Here is a 23,083-nt window from a genome sequence, read left to right on the forward strand (position 1 = left end):
TGCTTTTTGATTGAGCAATCCAGTGTACTCATGTAAATTTCGCCCATCTCAAGAATTCCAGTATCTATAGGTTTCCATAAGAGAAGTCTGAAAGCAATTGCAAGCAAAACAAGATGGGGAATGCAGAACAGAGTGAGGGCTCAACAGCACAAGAGGTCGCCGTCGGCGTGCTGCCTCTTTTTGGCTTTTCGGGGAGCGGGCACGAGAGGGCTGCGGCACGTCTGACCCTCATTGCCCACTGGGAAAACACTATCTACCGCGTCGACTCCGATGACGCCACCTTTGTGCTTCGTCTGCATCCCGCAGCAAGTCGAACGGTCGACATGGTGAGTTCAGAACTCGGCTGGCTCGAGTTCCTCTGTGAGAGAGGGCTCAGGGTTCCGCGGCCGCACTTGACCCTGGACGGCAGGCGCGCGGTTTGCGTCGGTGTCGGTGATCCATCGAGCACGCGGGTTTGCTCCGTGTTGAGCTGGATGCCCGGTGAAGCACTCCCCGCATCAAGGCAAACCATGGAGAGGGCGGGAGCCCTCCTCGCACGCCTGCATGGCTCTGGCGTACGGACGTTCACTTCCTTCAACAGACCGAAGCTCGATTTCGGCTGGCTCGTGGGTGAGCGCGGCGGATTGGGCTATGGGCCTGCGCCTCTGCAGGAGTTGCCGACGAGATATTCGGTCGCCCGCGAGATGGCGATCCCGTTGGTTGCCGAAGCGTTTGCGATCGTTGCGGATGCGGGCGCCCCGTTGCTACCGATCCACGGCGATTTCCATCTGAACAATCTCGTGTTCGACAACGAGGGGGCAGCACCGATCGATTTCGACGACTGCGGCATGGGTTTGCCTCACTACGACATCGCGACAGTTCTGCACCTCTATCGCGAAAGCGAGGAGTGGCCGGACCTACGGGACGCGCTCCTACGCGGTTATGGATCCTTCGCTCCCTTGCCGCCCCACCTCCTTGAGACGCTCGATAGGTTCATGCTGGCACGGCGCTTGTGCATGCTGATGTGGATGGCCGCCAAGGCGCGGGCTGACGACCGAATGCGAGCACAAGTACCAAAGATGCTGGACAACCTCGAGCGGCTTCTCGCCTTGACAGGTGTGAATCGGATGAAAGGTTCATCGTGAAGATACTGGTGATTGCGGCGCACATGGACGACGAGACCTTGGGCCCTGGAGGGACGGTCGCGCGCCACGTTCGAGCAGGCGATGAGGTCCACTGTTGTGTCGTCGCGAACAGGGCGTACGGACACGTCTACAACGAAGATTGGATCCGGCAGGAACAGCAGGCTTGTCGCAAAGCATGCGACGTGCTTGGCTACACCGACGTGCACTTTCTCAGCTTGCCCGATGAGCGGCTCGACCAGTGCCTCGTCGACATCGTCATCCCCCTTGAGGGGGTGGTCGGCCGGATAAACCCCGAAGTTGTCTACACTCATCACAGGGGGGACCTGAATCAGGACCATCGTGCCGTGGCCCATGCGTCATTTGTGGCATGCCGCCCCCTTGCAGCGAAACCCGTGCGCCGACTGCTCTCATACGAGGTGCCCTCGTCGACGGAGCAGGCCCCGCCTCTGCCCGAACTCGCTTTCCAGCCCAACTTCTATGTGGACATCGCTGACACCCTCGCACAGAAGTGCGAGGCATTGTGTGCCTACGAGCGCGAACTGCGGCAGTTCCCTCATCCTCGATCCGTCAAGGCACTGGAGGTGATTGCACAGAAGCGCGGCATGGAGGTAGGCTGCCACGCCGCCGAGGCATTTCACGTCTTGCGCGACTCCTGGCTGGCCTGACCCCTGCGTGTCGCGGCTTGTGCGCGACACATCTTCCTTTCAACCACAACTATCACCAATCTATCCATGAGACTGGCGCTTATCCCCGCGCGCGGCGGCAGCAAGGGCATCCCCCGCAAAAACATCCGGCTGATCGCCGGCAAACCGCTGATCGCCTGGACGATCGAGGCAGCCCTCTCGTCCAAGTTGATCGATCGCTGTGTCGTGTCCACTGAAGACGCCGAGATTGCGGAAGTCGCGAAACAGTTCGGGGCGGAGGTTCTGACCCGCCCAGCGGAACTGGCGACCGATGTCGCCAGTACGGACGACGTGATGCAACACGCGCTGGCCGCCTTCCCGGAGACATCGATCATCGTCTTGCTGCAATGCACGTCGCCCATCCGAGATCGGGATCTGATCGACAGAGCGGTCCAGCGCTTCATCGACACAGATGCTGACTCACTGGCGACAGGCTTCACCTGCAAGTACAAGGAGTACGGCACCAAGTCGACCCGCCGCCAGGACTATGCCGGCTTCTTCTATGACGACGGCAACATCTACATCAACAAAGCAGACCTGGTCCGGGCCGGGGATCGCTTTGGGCAGAGGCTCGAGCGGATGGAGATCGATCGCGAGCAGAACATCGACATCGACGAACCCTTTGATTTCTGGCTGGCGGAAAAGATTCTGGAGAAGCGCGCAAACGCTTAAGGCAATGGCACTCGAATCATCACGCTTCTCGTGGCGTCGCCTTCACGGCTCGAAGATTCACTTCCTATCGATCAACTTCGGAATCCTGAAGGGCCTCCCCCCCTTGCTGCGCGAGTTCGAGGCCGAGACCGGGATCGATGTGACGTTCGAGACCGTGCCCGCAGCCGACTATCGCCGCCGGCTGGCGCTGGCCAAGGAGGGCGCGGCGGTCATGCCGGATGTCTATTTGCAGGAGCTGGACGTGTCGTCGTACCTGGACCACTGTGATGGATGGTCCCTCGACCTCGCGTCCCTGCTGGGCTCGCCCGAGATGACTTGTGACGACTTCGATGCTGCCGGCCTTGCGCCGTGCCTGGATGCGGCAACCCTGTCTTCTGCCCCGGGCCGGCCCGTCGTTCTGGGGATCCCTTTCGCCGTCGAGGCGTATCTCCTCTTCTATAACAAGGACCTGCTGGCGCGCTACCAGGTCCCGCCACCGAAGACGATGGATGAGTGGGTCCGCGCGTCCAGGCAGATCGTCCGAGACAGTCGCGGCAAGCACCACGGCACCGTCCTCAGAGGTTCGCTCGCCCCGGCAAACATCGACGTCCTGACCGCAATGGCGATGAATGCTTGTCATGACACGAGTGGACCGCCAGGAAACGTCTGGTTCGACGGCGACTGGTCCCGCCCCAGAGCAGCGGATCCTCGTGTCCTCAAGGCCTTGGACTGGTATGCCCAGTTGCTGGCCACCGGTCCCGCTTCCTATGGCGATCTGGGTTGTGTCGCAGCCCGGAAGGTCTTCACCGAAGGGGAAAGCGGGTTCTTCATGGATGCGAGTCTGATGGTCACGGATCTCGAGGGCGAGGCGATATCGAAGCTGTCGGGCGGCATTGGCTGCCTACCGCTTCCTGCCGCTGATCCCTCCTTGGGCGGTCGTACGGGTTACTGGATGTTGGGCCTCGGCATCCCTGCGCGTGCCAAGGATGTGTCTGCCGCCTGGTATCTCGTCCAATGGTTGACACATCGAAGGCAAGGCCTCCGCCTGGCGCTCGATCACGGCGGCCCCAGCCGCCCCGGCCTTTGGCAGGAGCCTAGCCTTCACGCAAGGTTCGGGGCCGACTTCACCAGCAGCATTGCGCAGGCACTTGGCGCCGCGTCGTCGACCAGCGTGTTCCATCCCCGCTGGGGCGAGATGGCGACAGCCATCCTGCAAGCTGTGCACCAGCGGGTGGAGGGCAAAGCGCTGGACCGTATCGGGCGTGAACTGAACGAAACGCTGCGCAACCTAGCAGGGGGCATCAATGCTGCTTGACGAAAGCTACGGGCCGGCTATGCCGGACGGCATGACGCAGATGCCACAGAAGGCGGTTTTGTACGCAGTGGAGACCTATTTCTGGGAAGGCTGGGACGACCTCGTCAACCTCGCCGGAGATTCGGCCCGGACGCTGCTGTCCGCCCATTCCCTGGTGCTGGTGAAGCCCGACGCCCTCTGTTGCCGCAAGGCGGAAATGATCCTCCAATGGCTGGATGAGAACGGGTTTTCGGTGGTGGACTGCATGAGCGTCGAGGTGTCTCGCCACCAAACACGCGCGCTTTGGCGGTACCAATGGAATACCGCGCGGCGCGATCGCAAAGAAGCGCTGGATGCCCTGCTGGCCGCCGTGCCGTCCCTCCTCTTGATCATTCGCTCCCGGCAAGACCATCACCTGTCGGCGGCCCAGCGCTTCACACAGCTGAAGGGTCCGGCCGATGCCGAGCTCCAGCGACCCGGTGACCTGCGCGCGCGGCTCGGAACGCGAACTCACCTGATGAACTTCGTCCATTCGGCCGATGAGCCTGCCGACGTGGCAAGAGAACTGGCCATCCTGCTGCCGCCCCTCGCGCGCAGAAGAGTCTTTCAAAAAATGTTGCAGGGCGCAGTGTGCCCGGCCGATGAAGTGGCAAGCCTGGTGGTTGCCCTGTACGACAAGGTGCGACCTCATTCGCTCGACTTGAGCGAGTCACTCGCTCGCATCGAAGATGCGGTGCGTCAGATGCTGGCCGAGCAGGACCCCAGGCGCGAGCGCGTGGCAGACCTGATCGACCGCATCAAGTTGCGAAAGGAGGCGAGCTGGCGCGAGCTGTTCACGCTCCTCGACGAATGCGGCGTGCGATACGAACCATGGGACCGGATCACGATTGCCGCCTTCCTGGCCAACGTGGCGCACGAAGGGGTCGCCTTTCTCATCTCGAGCCTGCAGCCCGTGCTCGCGACCTCCGGGAAACAGGTCGAGGCGTGATCATGCAAGCGATCACTGTCGCCGTTCCCCGCTACCCCTTGTTCGAGATCTTTCAGGGTGTCGAGGAGCTCACTGCGGAGTTTGAGCGGGAGTTCGGCATCAAGGTCCACCTCGAGCGCATCGAAGCGAGTGCAGCGCCGCATGCGATCGCGTCGGCAATCAGGCAGCAACCGAGCCAGATTGACGTCTGGCTCCAGCCGTTCAATCACACGAGCTATGCACTGTTTTCAGAGGGGCTGCTGGAATGCCTCGATCCGTATATCGCGGAGACGCGGCGCAATACACCCGACTACGATGTTGATGACATCGAGCCGGAACTCATGCAATCCGCGCGCTACCGCGGCGAGTCCTACGGCATCCCGCTGCTCTTCGAGTCGTACATCCTCATCTACAACAAGAAGCTGCTCGCCCGGTACTTGGGCGGCCGACTGCCGCAGACGATGGACGAGTTGGTCCATGCCGCGCGAGAAGTGACGGCCGCCGGACACGGCGAGGTCTATGGAGCAGTAGTGCGTGGGGTCAAGGGTGCAGGGCCCATCGACACCGTCGCCGGCGTTGTCTACAACTCGGTGTGCCGCGATGTTGTCGAGCGACCGGGCAACGTCTGGTTCGACAGGGCATGGAGCAAACCAAGCCTGGGCAACCCGGCCATCGCGCGCGGTATCACGCACTACTCGCAACTGCTGCGAAGCGGGCCGCCGGACGCGCTTCAGATCAATTGGGACCGGGCTGCGAAGCTGTTCCAGCAAGGCAAGGTTCTGTTCTTCATCGACGCGACTCAGTTCACCGTGTACTTTGAGGCCACGGGTTCGAACGTCGCCGGCCACACCGGATATGCCCTGCTCCCGCCGGCCGAGCACTCCGGCAACTCGTGGACAGGGCACTGGGAACTGGGGTGGTTGCTAGCCAAGAATTCCACGCGCAAAGACGCAGCCTGGCGCTACATCCAGCACATGAGCAGCAAGGCTGCTGACGCACGGATCAGCACATACACAGCCGGCGCCATACGACGCTCGACATGGCAGAGCGAGAGCTACTCCCGCGTCCTGAATTCTGAACTCCACCGGGTGACAGTGGAGTCGTTGCGGCGCGCTCACTCGACGCTCGTGGAGCACCGGGCGTGGGACGCCATGGCTTCGACCATCATGGGAGCGGTGCAGCAAATCAGCTCAGGCGGTGATCCAAACGAGGCAATGCAAGCCGCCACCCGCTCAGTGGCGGCGATCGTGGCACGAGAGCAAGAAGAAGATGAAAGGCGTGTATGAAACTCACGGGAGTTCCTGAGACTTTGGTGATGCCCTTGTGGGCAAGAGCCGCGGAGACCGCCATGCCGGATGGTCTGATCCGCGATCCACGCTCGATCGAGATGGTCGAGTCCCTCGACTACGACTTCTCGAAGTTTGAGGGCAACTGGCGCCTGCAGCTCAAGGTGGCGATCCGAACGATGTTGCTGGACCACGCCGTGCAAGACTTCCTCTCGCGACACCCCGCCGGCCACGTCGTGAATATCGGTGCGGGCCTCGACACAAGGTTCGCGCGGCTGGACAACCAACTCGTCCGCTGGTTCGACCTGGACGTTCCCGAAACGATTGCCCTGCGGCGCCGCTTCTTCCAGGACAGCGATCGGAATCGCATGATTGAGTGTTCCGTCTTCGACGACCGCTGGTTCGAGGCCATCGATTACCGAGGTGGACCGCTGTTGCTCATCGCGGAGGGCGTCCTGCCATACTTTCCCGAGGAGCAGGTCAAGCAGCTGATGGAGAAGCTCGCGCGCACCTTCCCTGGCGCCGAGATGCTGTTGCAAACGACCACGAGGTTGATCGTCGCACGCAATCATCGGGATGCCAACGACAAGTTCAAAAGCGCGAAGCTCTACTGGGGGGTAGAGTCCGGCAAGGAGTTGACGGCCTGGAAAGGCATCGAGTTGCTGCATGACTGGGTAAAAGGCAGCTTCTGCCGCGCACGTTGGCGCGGCTGGTGGTGGTGGGTGTCGTTTCCGCCGTTCGCGCGGTATTGGCACAACCGCATCGTGCACATCAGGTTCGCGCGAACCTGACGTAAGGCCAGCAACGATCGACTTCTCATGTACGTCCTGGTCGCCCGCGACCGCGGCAATACCGGTGGCACGCCTACTTGCTCCGGTAAGTAGCGTGGCATTCCACCTTGAACGGACCGAGACGTGGCTTCAGGATGGTGTCCACCAAGAATCTGAACTGACCCGCAAAAGCTGGACAGTGAACACACAGACCGCTAGGTGCAATGACGCCATCCGAGGAGCGTCGCGGAGCTGTTTGACAGTCACGAACTGAGCGATGGGAAGGGCGCTATCCGTGCGCCGCTTTCCCTCCTAATCCGTCCTCAGCACCAAGCATCCGGCCATGACCCGCACTCTGACTTTCATCTGAGGATCGCAGCCGGCAGCTTTAAGCCACTTCCCCTGCAAAAGAATCGATGGAACCTGGGTTTCGACGACGTGCGGTCGAGGGCTCGGTCCGGCTCGCTCATGAGTTCTGAACATCGACGAGACGGTAATGAAGCGTTCGTATCGTCGAAGCGATGTTGTGGGCAATGCTCAGGACGCCGGATCGTGGAGGCGCACGCCGCGCAACACCCGGATGACGCCTTCGGGCGGCGGTGGGCGCTCCACCGGCGCGGTGGGCGAAGGCAGGCGCTTTCCCCACTCCGCGAGTTCATGCACCGCGGCGTTCAGCCCCGCACCAAACGTCGTCAGCGAGTACTCGACGCGCGCAGGCAACTCGTCATACACCTCGCGGTGCACGATGCCGTCAACTTCCAGTTGGCGCAGTTGCTCGAACAAGACCTTCTCCGCAATGCCCGGCAAGCGGCGCTTGAGTTCACCGAAGCGGATTGGGCGCTCGTGCAGCTCCCAAATGATGGTCGGCTTCCACTTTCCCTTGATGACCGCCAGGGCGCGGTTCAAGCCGCACTCAGGTGTTGTCCGGTCTGGCTGTTTCATGTTCTCTCCGTATCGGGGGTGCAAGGTGCTTACATCGACGTAAGTACTTGATGCACAAGGGAATGGCTCCGATCATGCGGGCACCTTCAACCCGCGCCCGGTGAAGGCAGTATCGATCAACCGCCGCTCCGAGTCCTGGTCAGCTGGAAGGATGCGTCGGACGGTTGCAGAGTGTCTCTGCTGGGCCATCTCAACATGGGGACTTTGTGAATACATACGCAGGCAAGAACGTCGTCGTGATCGGCGGCACCCACGGCATGGGCCGCGCGACGGCAGAGATCCTGGCGGGGGCGGGCGCCCGCGTGCTGATCACGGGGCACAACCAGGAAAACGTCGACAGGGCGCAGGCCGAGCTTGCAGGGAGGGCGACGGTCCTGCGTTCAGACGTCGCCAGCCTCGCGGAGATCGACGTGCTCGCACATCGCGTGAGCGAGTCCCTTGCGCCGGTCGATGCCCTGTTCGTGTTCGCTGCAATCGCTGCCTTCGAGCCGTTCGACCACGTCCGCGAGGACAGCTACGACCGGCACTTTGGCATCAACACCAAAGGCGCATTCTTCACCGTGCAGCGGCTGGCGCCGTATATTGCCGACGGAGGCTCGATCACGATGACGACAGTGACGCCGGCGCCGGCCAACCCCGGCATGTCGGTCTATCTGGGAACGAAGGCCGCCGTGACGGCCTTTGTGCGCTCGTTTGCCACCGAGCTGCTGCCCCGGCGTATCCGGGTCAACGCGGTGGCGCCGGGCTTCATCGACACTCCGACGCTCGGCCTTGCGGGGCTCAGCCCTTCGCAACGAGCGGAGGTTGCGGCACTTGGCGATGCGATCACGCCGATGCAGCGCCACGGCAAGATGAACGAGGTGGCACGAGCGGCGCTCTTCCTGGGTTTCGACGCCACGTTCACGACGGGTGTCGAGCTGCCGGTGGACGGTGGGCTGTCGACGGTCACAGTGCCGCGTTGAGCATCTGCATTCCATCGAGCGGGCGATGGCGTGCCGGCGTCGCCGTCGCGCTGCTTGGCCTGGGCAGCATCATGTTCCAGCCAGGTTGAGCCATAGGCGCCCGAGCGCCGGCCACGTCAGCCGCAGCAGCTCGGCGACGCGGAGGTCGCCACCACAGCGCGGCCCAGGTCCTTGAAGATGGTGCATCGGGCGGCCGGCCCGCCGGCACATTCCGTATTGCACGACGTGACGAAGCGGCTCAAGCTGCGCTCCAATGCCCGCAGCTCCGTCAGCTTGTTGCGGACCTCGTCCAAATGGCGCTGCGCGATGTCGCGCGCCTCCACGCAATCCCGCTCGGTGCTGGTCGTCAGCGACACCAGCGCCCGCACCTGCTCCACCGAAAAACCGAAGTCGCGGCAACTGCGGATGAAGGTGAGCAGCTCATGGGCGGCCGTGTCGTAGACGCGGTGCCCGCTCGGCCGGCGCCGTGCGGGGGGGATCAGGCCGATCTCCTCGTAGTAGCGGATGGTGGGCACGTTCACGCCCGTGCGCTCCGCCAGCACGCCGATCGTCACCTGTCCGTCGTGTTCCGAGATTTTCATCATCCACCCCTTGTATCTCAAGCCACTTGAGGTTCTAGAGTCGACTCTACAGGGAAAGATCCCCTCGGATCAAACCGCTGATGAAGAAAGGTCTCGTGATGAAAAAACGTCTTGCCGTGTTGGGCGTTGTCGCCGCCTGCGCCGCCTGCTGCGCGCCTCTGGTCCTGCCCGCCTTGTCTGCAGCCGGTCTGCTCGGTGCCGGTGCCATCGGTGGAGGCGTGCTGTTTGGGCTGCCGTTGGATGTTGTCGTCTGTGGCGGCCTCGCGCTCTCACTCCTGAGCGGCATGGCGGCGTGGGCATGGCTGGGGCGGAGGCCAGCCGCACCCAGCTGCGGATGCCAGACCTCCTGCGGCACCGAGGCGAAGCTCTGCGGGAGGCCGCAATGACCGAGACAGCGCCTGCCCTTGCCTGCGACCTGCGTGACCTATCCGACGAAGACCGGAAAGCGCAACTCGCCGCTTCGGTCGACCTCCTCATGCGCGAGCGTTCCGAACTCGTCGAGCTCGATGACCGGTTCGAGCTTCGCTTCACGGCAGAACGAGGGCGCCTCGTGGACCGGGCACGGTGGGTGGAGCGCGAGTCGGTGTGCTGCCCATGGATCGACTTTGCCCTCCAACGTTCGCCTGACAGCGTGCTCTGCTTGAGGCTGCGAGACAGTGCTTGGGGCGGGAAAGCCGCCATCCATGCCGGGCTGGAGGCCGCGACTGCGATCTCGCGGGGAGCGCCCGTACCGCCAGAACTCGGCTCGCCCAAGAGGCGGCTCCTCACAGCCCCGCAGACCAATCGGTACAGCACTGCGGGCGTTTGATCACATATCAATCGACGACCGGCCACTGTTGCTGTGCTGCATCGCGGTTTCAGAAGCTTGCACCCACGGTCCGTGTTGCTCCCGATACTTTTGAATGTCTGTGCCTCACGCTGCCGCCAATCCCACATCCGATCGAGTCGCTCGACGAGGGTCAACTGCGAATCCGTGACCGGGCCGAGCGCAGGGGAAAGGCCTGGCAAACGGCTTACAAATCTCAGGAGCTTTGTCGTGCGTTCCTTTTTCGTTTCCTGTCTTCTGGCCGGTGTCGCCACGGCCACCCAAGCGGGAGTAATTCTTCAACCGAGATGGGTCGATGTCGTTAGCGGGTGGGGGAAAGATCCGACTCCCTTGATCGATCAGAGCGGCATCCCCTGGTACAACTCGGGCGTAGACGATTTTGACGCCTATGTCGCCAATCGGCCTTTTGCTCGCGACGGTGAGGCGTCTGTTTGGTGGAGCCAGTCCGACGTGATCTCAGGCCCTCAGACTGCCATCCTCGACTTCGATCTCGGCGGAACCTGGCGCATCGAGTCGATCGCGTTCTGGAATATGCTGGGCAGCTACGGCTTTGACAGCTTCGACGTGCTGGTATCCGATGACGCGTCGTTCACCGACGCCAAGTTGCTTGGCAACTTCACCGCCGTCCAGCAGCCCGCGGTGGACGAGTGGGGAGAAGAAGTAGGGAACTACGCGCAGGTGTTCGAGCTTGCACCGACCACCGGTTCTTTTGTTCGCCTGCGCTCGACGGGTGGCTGGGCTTGGGAAGAGGGCTTCAACGAGATCGCGTTCGAGGTTGCACCGGTCCCGGAACCCGAAACGTATGCGCTGATGGCAGGCGGCTTGACCCTCCTGGCCTGGGCCCAGCGCCGTCGTCGGACCGCCACCGCTGTGTGACGCACTGAAAGTGCTCCCAGACCCGGGGAAGGAGGCGGTTGCCGCCCTTGTGCGGTCGCCTCCCGAGAGCTTCGATGCGGGACCGGACAACCTGCCTCTCGATGCTCCCCCCGACCCATTCAGCTTGCTGTACAGCGCTCGAAGTTGTTTGAGCCTTTCAAGGGCCTGTGCCAGCGGGGAATCATCAGCCTGCACTTCGGCCGGTCTGGTCCAATGCAGCGAGTGACGTACCTGCCTTCATCGGCAGGCTGAACCGTTGAGGTCGTTGGAGCACAACTTCCAACCCTTCGAGCCTCTCGTGCGAATGTCACGATCGCTCTGCTGCAACTTGACAGGTCGAGCTGCGGCAAGCGCGCCGGTTTGGAGTGACGCATGTCCAGCCTGATTCGACTCACGCTTCGCCGCGCCAGAGAAGAGCGCCTCGCTCAGGTCGCCGGCAGCCTCACTTTCACGTCGGTGTTGTCCGTCGTGCCTTTTCTGGCCGTGAGCTTCGCGCTGTTTACGCGCTTCCCGATCTTCTCGCGATTCGAAAGAGCGATCGAAGAGCACCTGTTGCAGAGCCTGCTTCCTGCGGACATCTCGCGCACAGTTCTCAAGCATCTGAGGCAGTTTGCCGAGAATGCGAGTGGCCTGACCTGGGTCGGCTCGGTGTTCGTATTGGTGACGGCGATCGCCATGCTGCTCACTGTGGAGAATGCCCTCAACCAGATCTGGAAGGTCAACAGAGCACGTCCGATCTTCAAGCGCGTCGGCTTGTATTTGTTGATGTTGGCTGTGGGGCCGCCGGTGCTGGGGGCCAGCCTGTGGGCCACGTCCTACCTGTTGGGCGTATCGATGGGGTGGATGGGACCCCCACCGCCATGGGCCAAGTTCGTACTGAATCTGGGGCCCGTGGCGCTCGGCGTGGCGGGGTTGACCGCCTTGTTCTACTTCATGCCGAACACCCGGGTGCGGCGGCGCGACGCGATCGCGGGAGGCTTGATCGCTAGCATGGCCTTCGAGTTGGGCAAGCAAGGTTTGGCGGGCTACGTGCTCAAGATGCCAACCTACAAGGCCGTGTATGGAGCGTTCGCCGTCTTTCCTGTCTTCTTGCTGTGGGTGTATTTCTCCTGGTTCGTGACGCTGACCTCGGCACTCATCGCGGCGAACTTGGGTCGCCCGATACCCCGGCAGAAAGCCCCGTCCTCACGGCTCAGGAAAGCCAATACATCCCGCGCTCGCGTCGCGTCTGTCAATCGTCCCCGCTCATCACGCGCCTGAGGCAGATATTGATGGCAAACAATCGCCGCTCGGGTCGTTCAAAACAGGTCGCGTCGTCAGCACCTAAGAGGCGACGCGCTCCGAAAACGAAGCCTGGCATCAGCACCTTTGAAGCGACTGCGCCATCAGGTGGCCACTTACTTTTCGGCGATGTATTGACCCCCAGGCCCGAGCCGCCAGGGCAAGCGGTCCCGGCACCCGCTCGCAAGCCCGTGTTTTCGCCCCCTGTTCTAGGGGAGGCGTCCGAAGACAAGCCCTGGCCCCGGCGGCCACAATGTAGGCCCAGAGGAGGCAGTCAGAATGGCAGTAGAGAGGCTCATCCATCACCGCGGCAGTGACCTTGCTTGCGCAGGCGCCCGCACTGGCTGGCCGGGTCGAGTCGCCCGGGTGGTCCTGCCCACGCTGATGGGAGCGGCCTCCTTGTTGGCATCCGTCGGCGCGCAGGCACAGAGTGCGTGCGATCAGCTGAAAGGCAGCCTGGCTGGGCGTCTGCGTGCCGATCCCCGCAGCTATACCTTGGAAGCGGTGCCCGCCAGCACGCCCGTGCCGCGAGGCGTGAAGGTCATCGGGACATGCGAAGGCGGTGCCAAGAAGATACTGTTCATCAGAGGCGCTGCTGCTGCTGCGTCGGCGTCCGCGAACTTGCGCAAGGCTGAGCCAGCACCTGCACCGGCGCCCCCCCCGCCCTCACCTGCCGTGGTGCAGCCGAAGCCCAAGCCGCTGTTGCCGGTGCAAGCCCTTGCCGTCGGCGAGCCGGCCTCCGCGTCAACTGCGGCAGCTTTGCCAGCTTCCGTGCTGCCTCCGATCGACAGCGCACCCGCCATTTCCGCGCCCAAGCGTTCGGTCGATGTGGTGGCGGCCATCGATGCCCGCGCTGCCGACGCCGCGCTGCCGCTGCAGCCGATGGCGGTCGTCGGCGCCGCTGGGGAGCAGCCTTCCCTGGTGGAAAGGACGTCGCGGTTCGCGGTCGCCTACTGGCAATGGCTGCTGGCGCTGGTTCTGCTGCCGCTCGGGCTGGGGGCGTGGGCCTGGCTGGACCACCACCGGACCTACGACGCAGCGGGTCTGCCTCGGGGGCCCCGGCTTTAGGTCCGGCCATCCTCCCTGCGGCCCTCTCCAAGTTCCGCCAAAATCGCCTGTCTTCGACTTCGCAGGTGATGGCATGACTGACTCTCCCGACCAACGGGTTCGCGTGAGCGTGGACGACCGCGGCATTGCCGAGGTGGCACTGATGCGCGTGGACAAGATGAACGCCATCGATCCGGCGATGTTCAACGCAATCAACGACGCCATTGCGCGGCTTCGTGACGACGCGGGGGTTCGGGTCGTGGTGCTGCACGGGGAGGGTCGCGGCTTCTGCGCCGGCCTGGACATGAGCCGCTTCCAGCAGATGGGCGAAGGCCAGACGGCGGGCTCGCTCGGCAGTGATCTGGTCGCACGCACTCACGGGCTGGCGAACGCCGCTCAGCATGTCGGCTGGGGCTGGCGTCAGCTGCCGGTGCCGGTGATTGCCGCGGTGCACGGCGTGGCTTTTGGCGGCGGTCTGCAGATCGCGCTCGGTGCCGACATCCGCGTCGTTCATCCCGAGGCGAAGCTGTCGGTGATGGAAGTCAAGTGGGGCCTGGTTCCGGACATGTCCGGTTGTGTCTTCATGACCGAGCTGCTGCGTGCCGATGTGCTGCGCGAACTCACCTTCACCGGTCGCATCGTCTCCGGCACCGAGGCCCAGGCGCTGGGTCTGGCGACCCGCGTCGCCGCCGATCCGCTGGCCCAGGCCCGCGAACTGGCCGCGGAGATCGCCGCGCTGAGCCCCGATGCGATCCGCGCCGCCAAGCGCCTGCTCAATGGCGCATCACCGGTGGATGCCAGCGAGGTGCTGCTGGCCGAGGCCCGCGAGCAGCAGGCCTTGATCGGCAGTCCGAACCAGCGGGAGGCCGCGCTGGCGGGGCTGGAGAAGCGGGTGCCGCGGTTTCGGTGAGCACGTGGACGGGCGGCCGCTCACGCGCGCCCGGTCATTCACACCCGCCCAGCGCCCATGCGGGCCAAGCGCTGCGCAATGATCTCGTGCGCCTGCGCCATGATGCGATCGATCAGGTCCTTCACCGTGGGCACGTCGGTGATCAGCCCGGCCACCATGCCGCAGGACCAGGCCCCGGCATCCATCGCACCTTCCTGCATGATGCGTGGGTAGACGCCGGCCACTTCGGGCAGGATGTCCTCGAACTTGATGTTCGCGCCGAGGGCCCGTTCTTTCTCGATCAGGCGTTCGACGGCGGCGTTGTTGAGCACGCGCTCGGTGTTGCGCAACGAGCGCATCACGAGGCGGGTATCGAGCTCGCTGGCGGCCACGATGGCCTGCTTGACGTTCTGGTGCACCGGCGCCTCCTGGGTGGCGATGAAGCGCGTGCCCATGTTCATGCCTTCCGCGCCGAGCGCGAGCGCGGCCACCAGCGAGCGGCCGTCGGCCATGCCACCCGAGGCAACGAAGGGTATTTTCAGCGCTTCCGCTGCGCGCGGCAGCAGGATGAAGTTGGGCACGTCGTCCTCGCCCGGATGGCCGCCGCATTCGAAGCCGTCCACGCTGACGGCATCACAGCCGATGGCCTCGGCCTTCAAGGCATGGCGCACCGCGGTGCATTTGTGGATGACCTTGATGCCGGCTTCCTTCAGCGCGGGCAACCACTTCTGCGGGTTGTTGCCCGCGGTCTCGACCACCTTGACGCCGCCCTCGATGATGGCCTTGACGTAACCCGGGTAGTCGGGCGGGGTGACCGAGGGCAGAAAGGTGAGGTTCACGCCAAAGGGCTTGTCGGTCATCTCGCGGCAGCGGGCGATTTCCTTGGCCAGCAGCTCGGGCGTGCGCTGTGTGAGGCCGGTGATGATGCCCAGCCCTCCCGCATTCGATACGGCCGCGGCCAGCTCGGCCAGGCCGACATAGTGCATGCCACCTTGGATGATGGGGTGCTCGATGCCCAGGAGTTCGGTGATGCGGGTTTTCATGGCGTTCGAATGGGATGAGTGAGGGGGAGGGGGTTGCCGCCAAGGGGTCAGCGGCCCTTGAACTCCGGCTCGCGCTTTTCGACGAAGGCACGTGCGGCATTGCGGTGGTCTTCGGTCTCGGCGCAGTGGATGTGGTGGGTGGCTTCCAGGTCCAGGCAGTCGTCCACCTCGCCGGCCATCGCCCGGTTGAGGTTTTCCTTCATGTAGCGGTAGGCGACCGCCGGGCCACGCGCCAGGCGCTGCGCCAGCTCGCGGGCGCGTTCGGTCAACTGTTCGGGCTCGCTGACCCAGTTGGCCAGGCCCAGCCGCAGGGCTTCTTCGGCCGACACCCGATCGCTCAGCAGGTACAGCTCGCGCGCCTTCGCCGCGCCGATGAGCTGGGTCATGAAGTAGGTGCCGCCGTAGTCGCCCGCGAAGCCCACCTTGGCGAAGGCAGTGGTCATGAAGGCATTGCTGGCCATCAGGCGCAGGTCGCACGACAGTGCGAGCGACAGGCCGGCGCCGGCGGCCGCACCGGGCAGCACGGCCAGCGTGGGCTTTGGCATCTTGAAGAGCCGGCCGGCCGTCTCGCGCTGGCTGTGGCGTTGCTGGTGAATTGCTTCGTCGATGGTGCGTGTGGCCGCAGCGCCGCTGCCCGCGGCCATGCTTTTGACATCGCCGCCCGCGCAGAAGGCGTTGCCGCTGCCGGTCAGAACAATGCAGCGGACCGCGGTATCGAACTCCGCCGCCACGAGCTGTTGCTGCAGGGCCTGCAGCATCGGGCGCGACAGTGCATTGCGTGCCTCTGGCCGGTGCATCGTGAGCGTGAGCACGCCTTCGTCGAACGAGGCCAGCAGGTCGGGGGTTCCGGTGTCGATCTGCGACATGGTGCGTGCGTCCTGCAGGAGGGGGCTTAACGGGTGTAGCCGAGTTCGCGCGCTTCGGCGTCGTAGTTGGCGTACGAGGCCTTCAGCGTGGCGGCGTTGAGGATCATCTCGGCGGCCAGCGTGCGCGTGCCGGCTTCGAAGACCTGGGTGCGCACCCAGACCGATTCGGTGCGTGCGCTCTCGCTCAGGGCGACGATCTCGCGTTCGAGCTCGTAGGGCTGGCCCACGAACAAGGGGCCCTTGACGAGGCGGATCTGCTGACCGGCAAACAGGCCCACCGCGGGCTTGCGCCCGCTCAAGCGCGCCTGGTCGATGGTGCTGCCCAGCAGCACGCTGATCATTTCGAACGGAATGATGGGGCGGCCCCAGGGTGAGGCGGCGCCGCCTTCCGGCGTGTACCAGGGCGAGGGCTCGGTGATGACCTTGAGCTTGGCCGCCAGCGTGAAGGGATAGTGCCCACCCATGTGCTGATCGAAGTCCATGGCGATGGACTCTTTCGCCGCGCCACGCTGGCCCACCTTCAGGTCGCGGTTGATCACCAGGCTCGTGGCGGGGCGCAGCTTGGCGATGCGCTGCGGTATCTCGTGGGCGCTGTCGGGCACGTCGCCGATCGAGGCCGTGCCGGTGAGGACGGGCGTGCCGTCGCGCTTTTCCGCCCAGATGCGCGCCAGTCGCTCGCCTGCGGCGGGCGGTTGCACGAAGGCACGCACCTCTTCGCCCTCGACGACCATGTTCTGGTAATGCGAGCTGATGCAGCCGGTCTCGAACCAGGCCTGGCCGAAGACTTGGAACAGCAGCGGGTCGAACTGGCTGAAGTGGGTGGGGCCTTCGATCGGGCCGGCGCGCAGGCCGAGGTCTTCGGCCGTCTTGTCGTCGTGGATGGACAGGTGGCCGTCGTAGGTCTGCTCGGCCAGCATCTGCCGCGGCTTGCGCAGCGGGCCGCACAGCGTGGCGGTCGTGTCGGGAAAGGCAGGGGTCATGGTGTTTTCTCCGGGCCGCCTCTCGGGCGAGCCGCACAGATTAGCGGCTGAGCGCTCGCCGTGCTGTCGCGCGTGTGGCAGCGCGGGCGCCCGCCTTGTCCGACGATGGCCGATCCACGCCGCATGCCGCCCCGAGGGTTTTCCCTGTATTCAGCCATTCCACCCATGCAACTCGACGCCACATCTCCTCCTCCCCACGGCTGCATCGCCACGCAGGTGGTCGGCCACGTGCTGCTCATCGGCATCAACCGTCCGGCCAAGCGCAATGGCTGGACACCCGAGATGTTCCGACAGCTCGGCGAGGCCTACACCCGGCTGGACGACGATCCCGAGCTGCGCGTGGGCGTGCTGCATGCCTTCGGCGAGCATTTCACCGCCGGCCTCGACATGCCTTCGGTGCAGGCGCATCTCGAGCGCGGCGAGCGGCTCATCCCCCCAGGGCTGGTCGAGCCGCACGATATCGGCCTGCCGGGCTACCGTCGCCGCACCAAGCCAGTGATCGCCGCCGTGAAAGGCATCTGCTTCACCGTCGGCATCGAGCTGATGCTGGGGGCGGACATCGTGGTGGCCGGCGAGGACTGCCGCTTCAGCCAGAAGGAAGTGCAGCGCGGGCTGATGCCGGGCGGCGGGGCGACCTTGCGCATGTCGGAGCGCGCGGGCCTGGGCAACGCCATGCTCTACCTGCTGACCGGTGACGAGTTCGACGCCGCCACGGCCTATCGCCTCAACTTCGTGCAGAAGCTGGTGCCCAACGACCGGGTGCTCGATGAAGCCGTGGCCATCGCGCAGCGCATTGCCGAGCAGGCGCCGCTGGCGGTGACCGCCACACGACTCAACGCCATCAAGGCCGTGGAAGAAGGGCCTGCTGCGGCGGTGGCCGATTTTCCGGCCATCACCCAGCGTATCTTCGCGAGCGAAGACTGGGCCGAAGGGGTGCGCTCCTTTGTGGAGAAGCGGGCAGCCCGGTTCAAGGGTCGGTGAGCGGGTAGCCCGCTTCGTGCGGCTTGGTTTGCGGACCCAACTGACGTGGAGGTGCGACCGCGGCCACGTTGGCCGGCAACGCTGTCCAACGTGCGCAACCAGGGCACCAAGTGCCCGGGGTGCACTCACATGGCGAAGCTCAGCAAGCCCAAGTGGAAGGCTCGGCGGCGTTACGCCGTTGTGAGGTCGGCAGCGCTGGGTCACCGGCCCGTCGTGATCGCTGCGCTGATCTTCCCCACCAGCTGGCCCACGCCGGCGACGTCTCCCCCGCGTTGATGGGTCACCCCCAGGCGCACCACCACCAGCTCCTGACTGGGCACGACGACGATGAACTGGCCGAGGTAGCCGCGTGCGAAGAAGGCGTCCGCCGGCGCCTCCGGCATGCCCCAGCGGCCCGACATCGGGTTGGGGGTGCGCACATGGTTGAGCCAGAAACCGGCGCCGTAGCCTGTGTCCAAGGTGGGCGATACGGCGTGGCTGACCCATCCTTCGGGCAGGATGCGCCGGTCGCCCACCACGCCGTCGCGGAGGTAGAGCAGGCCGAAGCGGGCCCAATCCCGGGCCGATGCATACAGGTGGCTGGTGCCGAGGGGGGTCCCTTCGGCGTCGAATTCCAGGGTGACGTGACGCATGCCCAGCGGTCCGAACAACTCACGGTGGGCGAAGCGCAGGACGTCCTCAGAACGCCCGCCGGTGGCGTCCCGCAGGATACCGGACAGCACCATATAGCCGCGGTTGCTGTAGTTCCAGCGGGTTCCGGGTGTCGCTTCGACCGCAGCTTGGATTGCGAAGCCGTACATGTCACGTTCACGGTGCCACATGCGGGTGGCGTCGTCCCATCCCCCGGCGTACTCGTCCCAAGGCAAGCCGCTGGACATTCGCAGCAACTGGTCGATGGTGATCTCGGCGCGCGGGTCCCCGGGGCTGCGCCATGGCGCGACGGGAGCGCGATCGAACGCCGACAAGTGGCCTTGGCGCACCAGGATGCCGATCAGTGCGTGGAGGACCGACTTGGTCATCGAATGACCGAGCATCGGCGTGTCGACCTTGATGCCGGGTGCATAGCGTTCCGCAATGATGCGGCCACGATGCATTACCACCACCGCCTTGGTGTGCCGGAGGGGCCCCGACCCGGGCTCTTCGAAGGCCGCGTCGATGGCCGCCCGTATACGCTCGTCTTGAGCAATCACCGGCGCCAAGCCCGCGAACTCGTCCCGTCCCGGCTGCAGGGCCGGCTGCTCGGCGGCCCACCCCACCGGTTCCGAGGGCAGATCCCCGTGGACGGTCAGGCAGCCGAGGCCGTCACGAAAGACCGCGTGGCTCTCGAACAGGCCGGCGACCGAAGTATGCACCTCGCGGCGCTGTCGGTCGACGCGGTATCGGAGCGCCCAGTCCAGCAGGCTCATCCCGGCCTCCGGGCGCATCTCTTCCAGATAGGCCTGGTCAGGGTCCTGGCCCGAGACGAAAGTGCTGGAACACAAGGTATGGCTGGTCGACGCGGTCGCGATGTGGATGGCCCGGCCAGGCTGGAGGCTTGCGCAGGCGCCCAGCAGTGCCGTGAATGCCACGCCCAGCCAGCGCCGGCCACGCCGCCCCATCGTGGGGCCCGTGAACCGCGGTGCTTCAATCATGCTGATGTCTCCCGAGGGGGTGTTGAACCCACTCAGGGTGCCGGCTGCCCGGGGAAGCGTCTCGCCGCGTTCGAAAGGAGCTAGCCGATTTCGGAAACGGCCAGCACCGGCTGCGATTCAGGACTTGGCAAGCGGGTTCTGAGCCGCCTGAACTCGGTCGGCGTCATGCCGGTGTCGGCCTTGAAGGCGCGATTGAAGGGCCCTAGCGACTGGAAGCCGGCGTCCATCGCGATGGTGAGCACCGGCACCTCGGCTTGGGCTGGATCGGCCAAGGCGCTTTTGGCCTCTTCGATCCGGTATTGATTGAGAAATGCATTGAAATTGCGGTAACCCAGGCCCTGGTTGATCAGTTTGCGCAGCTTGTGCTCGGGCACGCCCAGCTGCGCTGCCAGTCCGCCTATCGTGAGGCCGTCCTGCCGGTAGGCACGTTCGACCGTCATCAGGCGTTCGAGTGCTGCCACCTGCGAGCGGTCGACCCGCTCAACCTGAACTTCTGCCACAGGCCCAGTCCCCGGCGCCGCGCTACGGCCATCGCACGCCGCCACGGTGGGGGCGTTAGCAAACAAACCGGAGCGGGTGGTGACCAGCAGATGCCAGAGGATCACCACCACGATCGCAAGCAGCGCCAAGGCGTCGGCGAGACTGGCCAGCGGGGCGCTTAAGATGCCGCCGCCGTGCAGGGCCAGCTTGGCGATCGCCGTTGCCAGCGTGTAGGCCGCCCCGGCGCTCACGATGAAGATGCGCAGCCGGCGTCGGCCTTCGACCAAGTCGGAGCGCCAGGTGGACAGCGATTGCAGCACCGCCAGCGCCGCGAAGCCCAGCGTCACCAGGGTGATGCCAGTGTTCAGGGAGGCCGCCGCCACGGCGTGCGACCGGGCCAGCACAAAACAGTGGACCCAGCCCGCTGCCGCCAGCACACCCCATGCCGCGGCGTGCCACCAACGCGCCTTGAACTCGTCGTCGAACAGCGCACGGGAGAACACCCAGAACACCACCGCATTGCCGGTGGACAGGGCCAGCAAGGGCCGCTGCCACCAGGCCATCGGCGGGGCGGTGAAGCCCGGCATCGAGGACAGCGCGTAAGCGGCCACTCCGGCGGCACAGGCCGCCGCGAGACGGGCTGCGACAGCCCGGGCATGGTCCCGCACGAGAACGGCCGCGACGAACAGCAGCAGCGTGATCAAGCCAGCCCTGAGGGCGATGTTGAGGGTCAAGAGTGCGGGAAGATCTGCCATGGCGCCGCCTATGCTACCTGCGGTCACACCCGCGCCACCGGGCGCCGTCGCTCCCGGCGCGACGATGGTGTGTGGAATAGAGCGATTGCAAACCGTCTTGAAGCAGCAGAGAGGGAGAGAGACCGGGTGACAGGTCGCTGCGCACCTCTTTGCCACACTCAGCGAAGGTGGGGTGACGGGCGCTGTTCGATGCACGTCAGCCGCCTCTTCAAGCAAAGCAGCCGTGGCGGATCGATAAGCATGGGCGGGCCACGCCCTTGTCAGGGAGCATTTCGTCACGGACATCCGCTCTGAAGCAGTCATACCCTCCAAACAAGGTTGAATGCGGCTGGCGTGGGGCAGCAGAATGACCGGATTTATCAAAGCTTGGACGGGGAGGTCTCCCTCAATCGTTTAGCCGCCTCTCACGGATGAACTGCTTGCTGCGGTCTCTGCTCTAGTTCTGTGGCGCATCGTCGTTGTCGGGCTTGGGGCTCTCGCCGTTGCACTGCTCCTCGCCGGAGCGCTGCCATGGTTCGGTCCAGCTTGGAGCTTTGCGACGGTGTTTCTCGGGTTTGCAGCCGGCGTCGTTTGGCAGGCGGCTAGCTCGTCGCCAGTCGAGGGGCCGGATACGCAACCGCCAATGTCGAGGGTCGTTGCCTTCCTGGGGATTAACGTTGCCGGTGTCATCTGGGGTGGCCTGCTCGAGTTCGCCACTGAGTCAGCCGCAGGGGTGCCAGAGCGCCCTTGCTGGCCTTTCAATTCGCGCTGTCATCGATACCTGCTCGTCGCCGCAGGACGACGAGTGGGGGCCACTCGGTCGCTGCTCTGCTCTGGGAGATAGGAAGCCAAGACAGCAGAGGGGGCGTGTCAGCACAAAGAAAAGCCCCGCCTCCGAAGAGGCGGGGCTTGTCACGAGCAGGGGCCTTCAGCAGCCGAGATTGCCGCCGGCCGGCACTCCAATGATCTGCGTGAAGCTGTTGTAGAAGTTGATGCGCGTCTGCACCTGGTCCGGCCGCCCTCCGTTGCATTCAAGGCTGCCGTTGATCGCACGGATGGTCATGCCGAAGCCGTGGCCGTTGACGATCGCGGCGTGAGGCGTCATGCCGGCCGCGCCGGTGCCTGTCATCCAGTACCAGATCGCGGTCTTCCACGCGATCGTCGCGTCGGTCGCGACCAAGTCCGGGTTGGCCCACAGGTTGATGCCGAGCGCGTCGCCCGCGGCCTTGTAGTTGTAGTTCCAGCTCAGCTGCATCGGACCGCGACCGTAGTATTGCTGGCCGGGCGCGCAGGTGTTGCCCCACTCCGTGCTGCAGTAATGCGGCCAGTTGGCGGTGTTGTATTCGCGGGTCGCGCGCAGCTGATCGGACTCGTGCGCAATGTTCGCGAGGAAGGCCGCGGCTTCCTGCTTGCGCTGCGTGTCGTTGCCGGTGTTGGCGAATGCCGGGTAGGCCGACAGCGCGTTGACCAGGCCGCTGTAGGTATAAAACGGGTTGCGGCCGGGGAACATCGAGTTGAACTGGGCTTCGCTGACGATGAACGAGCCGCCACCACCTGGGTTGCCGCCATCCCCACCCCCATCCCCACCCCCGCCACTGCCTTCGCAGGAGGTCGGCTGCCAGTACCAGGTGCTGATCGTCGGATCGGTGTAGTCGCTGCCGTTGGCGCCGACGTTGACCACCTTGTAGTAGTTGCCGTTGCTGTAGCGCACGACGTCGCCGAGGCGGTAGGTCGAGCCATGCTGCCAGGTGGCGGCGTTGCAGGTGCCGCCACTGCCACCCCCGGTGCCGCCGCCGCTGCTGCTGCAGGAAGTCGGCTGCCAGTACCAGGTGCTGATCGTCGGGTCGGTGTAGTCGCTGCCGTTGGCGCCGGCGTTGACCACCTTGTAGTAGTTGCCGTTGCTGTAGCGCACGACGTCGCCGAGGCGGTAGGTCGAGCCGTGCTGCCAGGTTTGGGCGTTGCAGGACTGCGCATGGCCGAGCACGGGTGTCGCCAGCACGGCGAGGCAGGCCATCCAACGTTTCGCGCTGATGTTCATGCGGTTCCTCTCTGCGTTCGTTGTTGCGTCGACGGTCGACCCGCCAGGCGGGGGACAAGGGCACTATTAGAAAGGTCGCGCGACGAAGTGAGTCACCGCTTGTCTGCGTCTGCAAACCGGCTGTCGAAATGGCGCAGTTCTACCAGGTGTT

Annotated in this window: 24 protein-coding genes and 1 pseudogene; 16 read left to right on the forward strand and 9 right to left on the reverse strand. The window is 64.6% G+C overall.

Annotation, left to right across the window (positions count from 1 at the left end; all coding sequences use genetic code 11):
• The first annotated feature begins 113 nt into the window (after positions 1-113).
• The 7 genes from OOT46_RS02835 to OOT46_RS02865 all read left to right on the forward strand — a co-directional run bounded on the left by OOT46_RS02835 (position 114) and on the right by OOT46_RS02865 (position 6,796).
• Positions 114-1,124, forward strand: coding sequence for a phosphotransferase enzyme family protein (locus OOT46_RS02835; RefSeq protein ID WP_265402061.1), 1,011 nt, complete (start codon positions 114-116; stop codon positions 1,122-1,124).
• Positions 1,121-1,789 (forward strand): PIG-L deacetylase family protein, encoded by a 669-nt coding sequence (locus OOT46_RS02840; RefSeq protein ID WP_265402062.1) that lies wholly within the window; start codon positions 1,121-1,123, stop codon positions 1,787-1,789. Before OOT46_RS02835 ends, OOT46_RS02840 begins: the two co-directional genes overlap by 4 nt.
• Before the next feature lie 66 nt (positions 1,790-1,855).
• Entirely contained in the window at positions 1,856-2,479 is a 624-nt protein-coding gene (locus OOT46_RS02845) for a cytidylyltransferase domain-containing protein (RefSeq protein WP_265402063.1), read from the forward strand.
• Between the two features lie 4 nt (positions 2,480-2,483).
• Positions 2,484-3,773: an ABC transporter substrate-binding protein gene (locus OOT46_RS02850; protein WP_265402064.1), complete on the forward strand. Its 1,290-nt coding sequence runs from the start codon at positions 2,484-2,486 to the stop codon at positions 3,771-3,773.
• The gene (locus OOT46_RS02855) at positions 3,763-4,740 is read left to right on the forward strand and encodes a nucleoside-diphosphate kinase (protein WP_265402065.1); all 978 of its coding nucleotides are present in this window, start codon (positions 3,763-3,765) and stop codon (positions 4,738-4,740) included. The genes OOT46_RS02850 and OOT46_RS02855 overlap by 11 nt, the downstream gene beginning before the upstream one ends.
• 2 nt (positions 4,741-4,742) lie before the next feature.
• Positions 4,743-6,005, forward strand: coding sequence for an extracellular solute-binding protein (locus OOT46_RS02860; RefSeq protein ID WP_265402066.1), 1,263 nt, complete (start codon positions 4,743-4,745; stop codon positions 6,003-6,005).
• Positions 6,002-6,796 (forward strand): class I SAM-dependent methyltransferase, encoded by a 795-nt coding sequence (locus OOT46_RS02865; protein WP_265402067.1) that lies wholly within the window; start codon positions 6,002-6,004, stop codon positions 6,794-6,796. The genes OOT46_RS02860 and OOT46_RS02865 overlap by 4 nt, the downstream gene beginning before the upstream one ends.
• Positions 6,797-7,087: 291 nt before the next feature.
• Here OOT46_RS02865 and OOT46_RS30885 read toward each other — a convergent pair whose 3' ends face one another.
• Positions 7,088-7,309: a SymE family type I addiction module toxin gene (locus tag OOT46_RS30885; protein ID WP_416136138.1), complete on the reverse strand. Its 222-nt coding sequence runs from the start codon at positions 7,307-7,309 to the stop codon at positions 7,088-7,090.
• 3 nt (positions 7,310-7,312) lie between these two features.
• Complete coding sequence (locus OOT46_RS02870) at positions 7,313-7,717, reverse strand: winged helix-turn-helix transcriptional regulator (RefSeq protein ID WP_265402068.1); 405 nt, start codon at positions 7,715-7,717, stop codon at positions 7,313-7,315.
• A gap of 236 nt (positions 7,718-7,953) precedes the next feature.
• Between OOT46_RS02870 and OOT46_RS02875 the strand changes: the two genes are divergently transcribed.
• The gene (locus tag OOT46_RS02875) at positions 7,954-8,679 is read left to right on the forward strand and encodes an SDR family oxidoreductase (RefSeq protein ID WP_265402069.1); all 726 of its coding nucleotides are present in this window, start codon (positions 7,954-7,956) and stop codon (positions 8,677-8,679) included.
• Between the two features lie 116 nt (positions 8,680-8,795).
• Here OOT46_RS02875 and OOT46_RS02880 read toward each other — a convergent pair whose 3' ends face one another.
• Positions 8,796-9,260 (reverse strand): MerR family transcriptional regulator, encoded by a 465-nt coding sequence (locus OOT46_RS02880; RefSeq protein WP_265402070.1) that lies wholly within the window; start codon positions 9,258-9,260, stop codon positions 8,796-8,798.
• Positions 9,261-9,340: 80 nt separating this feature from the next.
• Here OOT46_RS02880 and OOT46_RS02885 point away from each other — a divergent pair, with 80 nt between their 5' ends.
• The 7 genes and pseudogenes from OOT46_RS02885 to OOT46_RS02910 all read left to right on the forward strand — a co-directional run bounded on the left by OOT46_RS02885 (position 9,341) and on the right by OOT46_RS02910 (position 14,200).
• A complete protein-coding gene (locus OOT46_RS02885) occupies positions 9,341-9,646 on the forward strand; it encodes a hypothetical protein (RefSeq protein WP_265402071.1) in 306 nt (101 codons plus the stop codon).
• Positions 9,643-10,068: a hypothetical protein gene (locus OOT46_RS02890; protein ID WP_265402072.1), complete on the forward strand. Its 426-nt coding sequence runs from the start codon at positions 9,643-9,645 to the stop codon at positions 10,066-10,068. Before OOT46_RS02885 ends, OOT46_RS02890 begins: the two co-directional genes overlap by 4 nt.
• Positions 10,069-10,416: 348 nt before the next feature.
• A complete protein-coding gene (locus tag OOT46_RS02895) occupies positions 10,417-10,962 on the forward strand; it encodes a PEP-CTERM sorting domain-containing protein (protein WP_265402073.1) in 546 nt (181 codons plus the stop codon).
• Positions 10,963-11,334: 372 nt separating this feature from the next.
• A complete protein-coding gene (locus OOT46_RS02900; protein ID WP_265402074.1) occupies positions 11,335-12,222 on the forward strand; it encodes a YihY family inner membrane protein in 888 nt (295 codons plus the stop codon).
• A gap of 405 nt (positions 12,223-12,627) precedes the next feature.
• Positions 12,628-12,819: pseudogene (locus OOT46_RS30890) on the forward strand (DUF1161 domain-containing protein); the annotation flags it as partial.
• Between the two features lie 195 nt (positions 12,820-13,014).
• The gene (locus OOT46_RS02905; protein WP_265402075.1) at positions 13,015-13,311 is read left to right on the forward strand and encodes a hypothetical protein; all 297 of its coding nucleotides are present in this window, start codon (positions 13,015-13,017) and stop codon (positions 13,309-13,311) included.
• Between the two features lie 73 nt (positions 13,312-13,384).
• Positions 13,385-14,200 (forward strand): crotonase/enoyl-CoA hydratase family protein, encoded by an 816-nt coding sequence (locus OOT46_RS02910; RefSeq protein WP_265402076.1) that lies wholly within the window; start codon positions 13,385-13,387, stop codon positions 14,198-14,200.
• Between the two features lie 38 nt (positions 14,201-14,238).
• On the opposite strand, the gene OOT46_RS02915 is transcribed toward OOT46_RS02910, so the two are convergent.
• From OOT46_RS02915 to OOT46_RS02925, 3 genes are read right to left on the reverse strand one after another with little or no spacing between them, the layout of a single operon-like run.
• Positions 14,239-15,222: an NAD(P)H-dependent flavin oxidoreductase gene (locus OOT46_RS02915; RefSeq protein ID WP_265402077.1), complete on the reverse strand. Its 984-nt coding sequence runs from the start codon at positions 15,220-15,222 to the stop codon at positions 14,239-14,241.
• 47 nt (positions 15,223-15,269) lie between these two features.
• Positions 15,270-16,088 (reverse strand): enoyl-CoA hydratase, encoded by an 819-nt coding sequence (locus tag OOT46_RS02920; protein WP_265402078.1) that lies wholly within the window; start codon positions 16,086-16,088, stop codon positions 15,270-15,272.
• A gap of 26 nt (positions 16,089-16,114) precedes the next feature.
• Entirely contained in the window at positions 16,115-17,068 is a 954-nt protein-coding gene (locus OOT46_RS02925; protein WP_265402079.1) for a hypothetical protein, read from the reverse strand.
• Between the two features lie 165 nt (positions 17,069-17,233).
• Between OOT46_RS02925 and OOT46_RS02930 the strand changes: the two genes are divergently transcribed.
• Positions 17,234-18,049, forward strand: a complete 816-nt coding sequence (locus OOT46_RS02930; RefSeq protein ID WP_265402080.1) for a crotonase/enoyl-CoA hydratase family protein — start codon at positions 17,234-17,236, stop codon at positions 18,047-18,049.
• Positions 18,050-18,249: 200 nt separating this feature from the next.
• Here the strand turns inward: OOT46_RS02930 and OOT46_RS02935 are convergent, their stop codons facing one another.
• From OOT46_RS02935 to OOT46_RS02945, 3 genes are all read right to left on the reverse strand, one after another.
• Positions 18,250-19,680 (reverse strand): serine hydrolase domain-containing protein, encoded by a 1,431-nt coding sequence (locus OOT46_RS02935; RefSeq protein WP_265402081.1) that lies wholly within the window; start codon positions 19,678-19,680, stop codon positions 18,250-18,252.
• A gap of 80 nt (positions 19,681-19,760) precedes the next feature.
• Positions 19,761-20,915: an AraC family transcriptional regulator gene (locus OOT46_RS02940; RefSeq protein WP_265402082.1), complete on the reverse strand. Its 1,155-nt coding sequence runs from the start codon at positions 20,913-20,915 to the stop codon at positions 19,761-19,763.
• 907 nt (positions 20,916-21,822) lie between these two features.
• On the reverse strand, positions 21,823-22,932 hold the full coding sequence (locus OOT46_RS02945) for a glycoside hydrolase family 19 protein (RefSeq protein WP_265402083.1): 1,110 nt from the start codon (positions 22,930-22,932) through the stop codon (positions 21,823-21,825).
• Positions 22,933-23,083: the final 151 nt, after the last annotated feature.

This window comes from Aquabacterium sp. A7-Y (genome assembly GCF_026153205.1).
Lineage (GTDB): Bacteria > Pseudomonadota > Gammaproteobacteria > Burkholderiales > Burkholderiaceae_C > Caldimonas.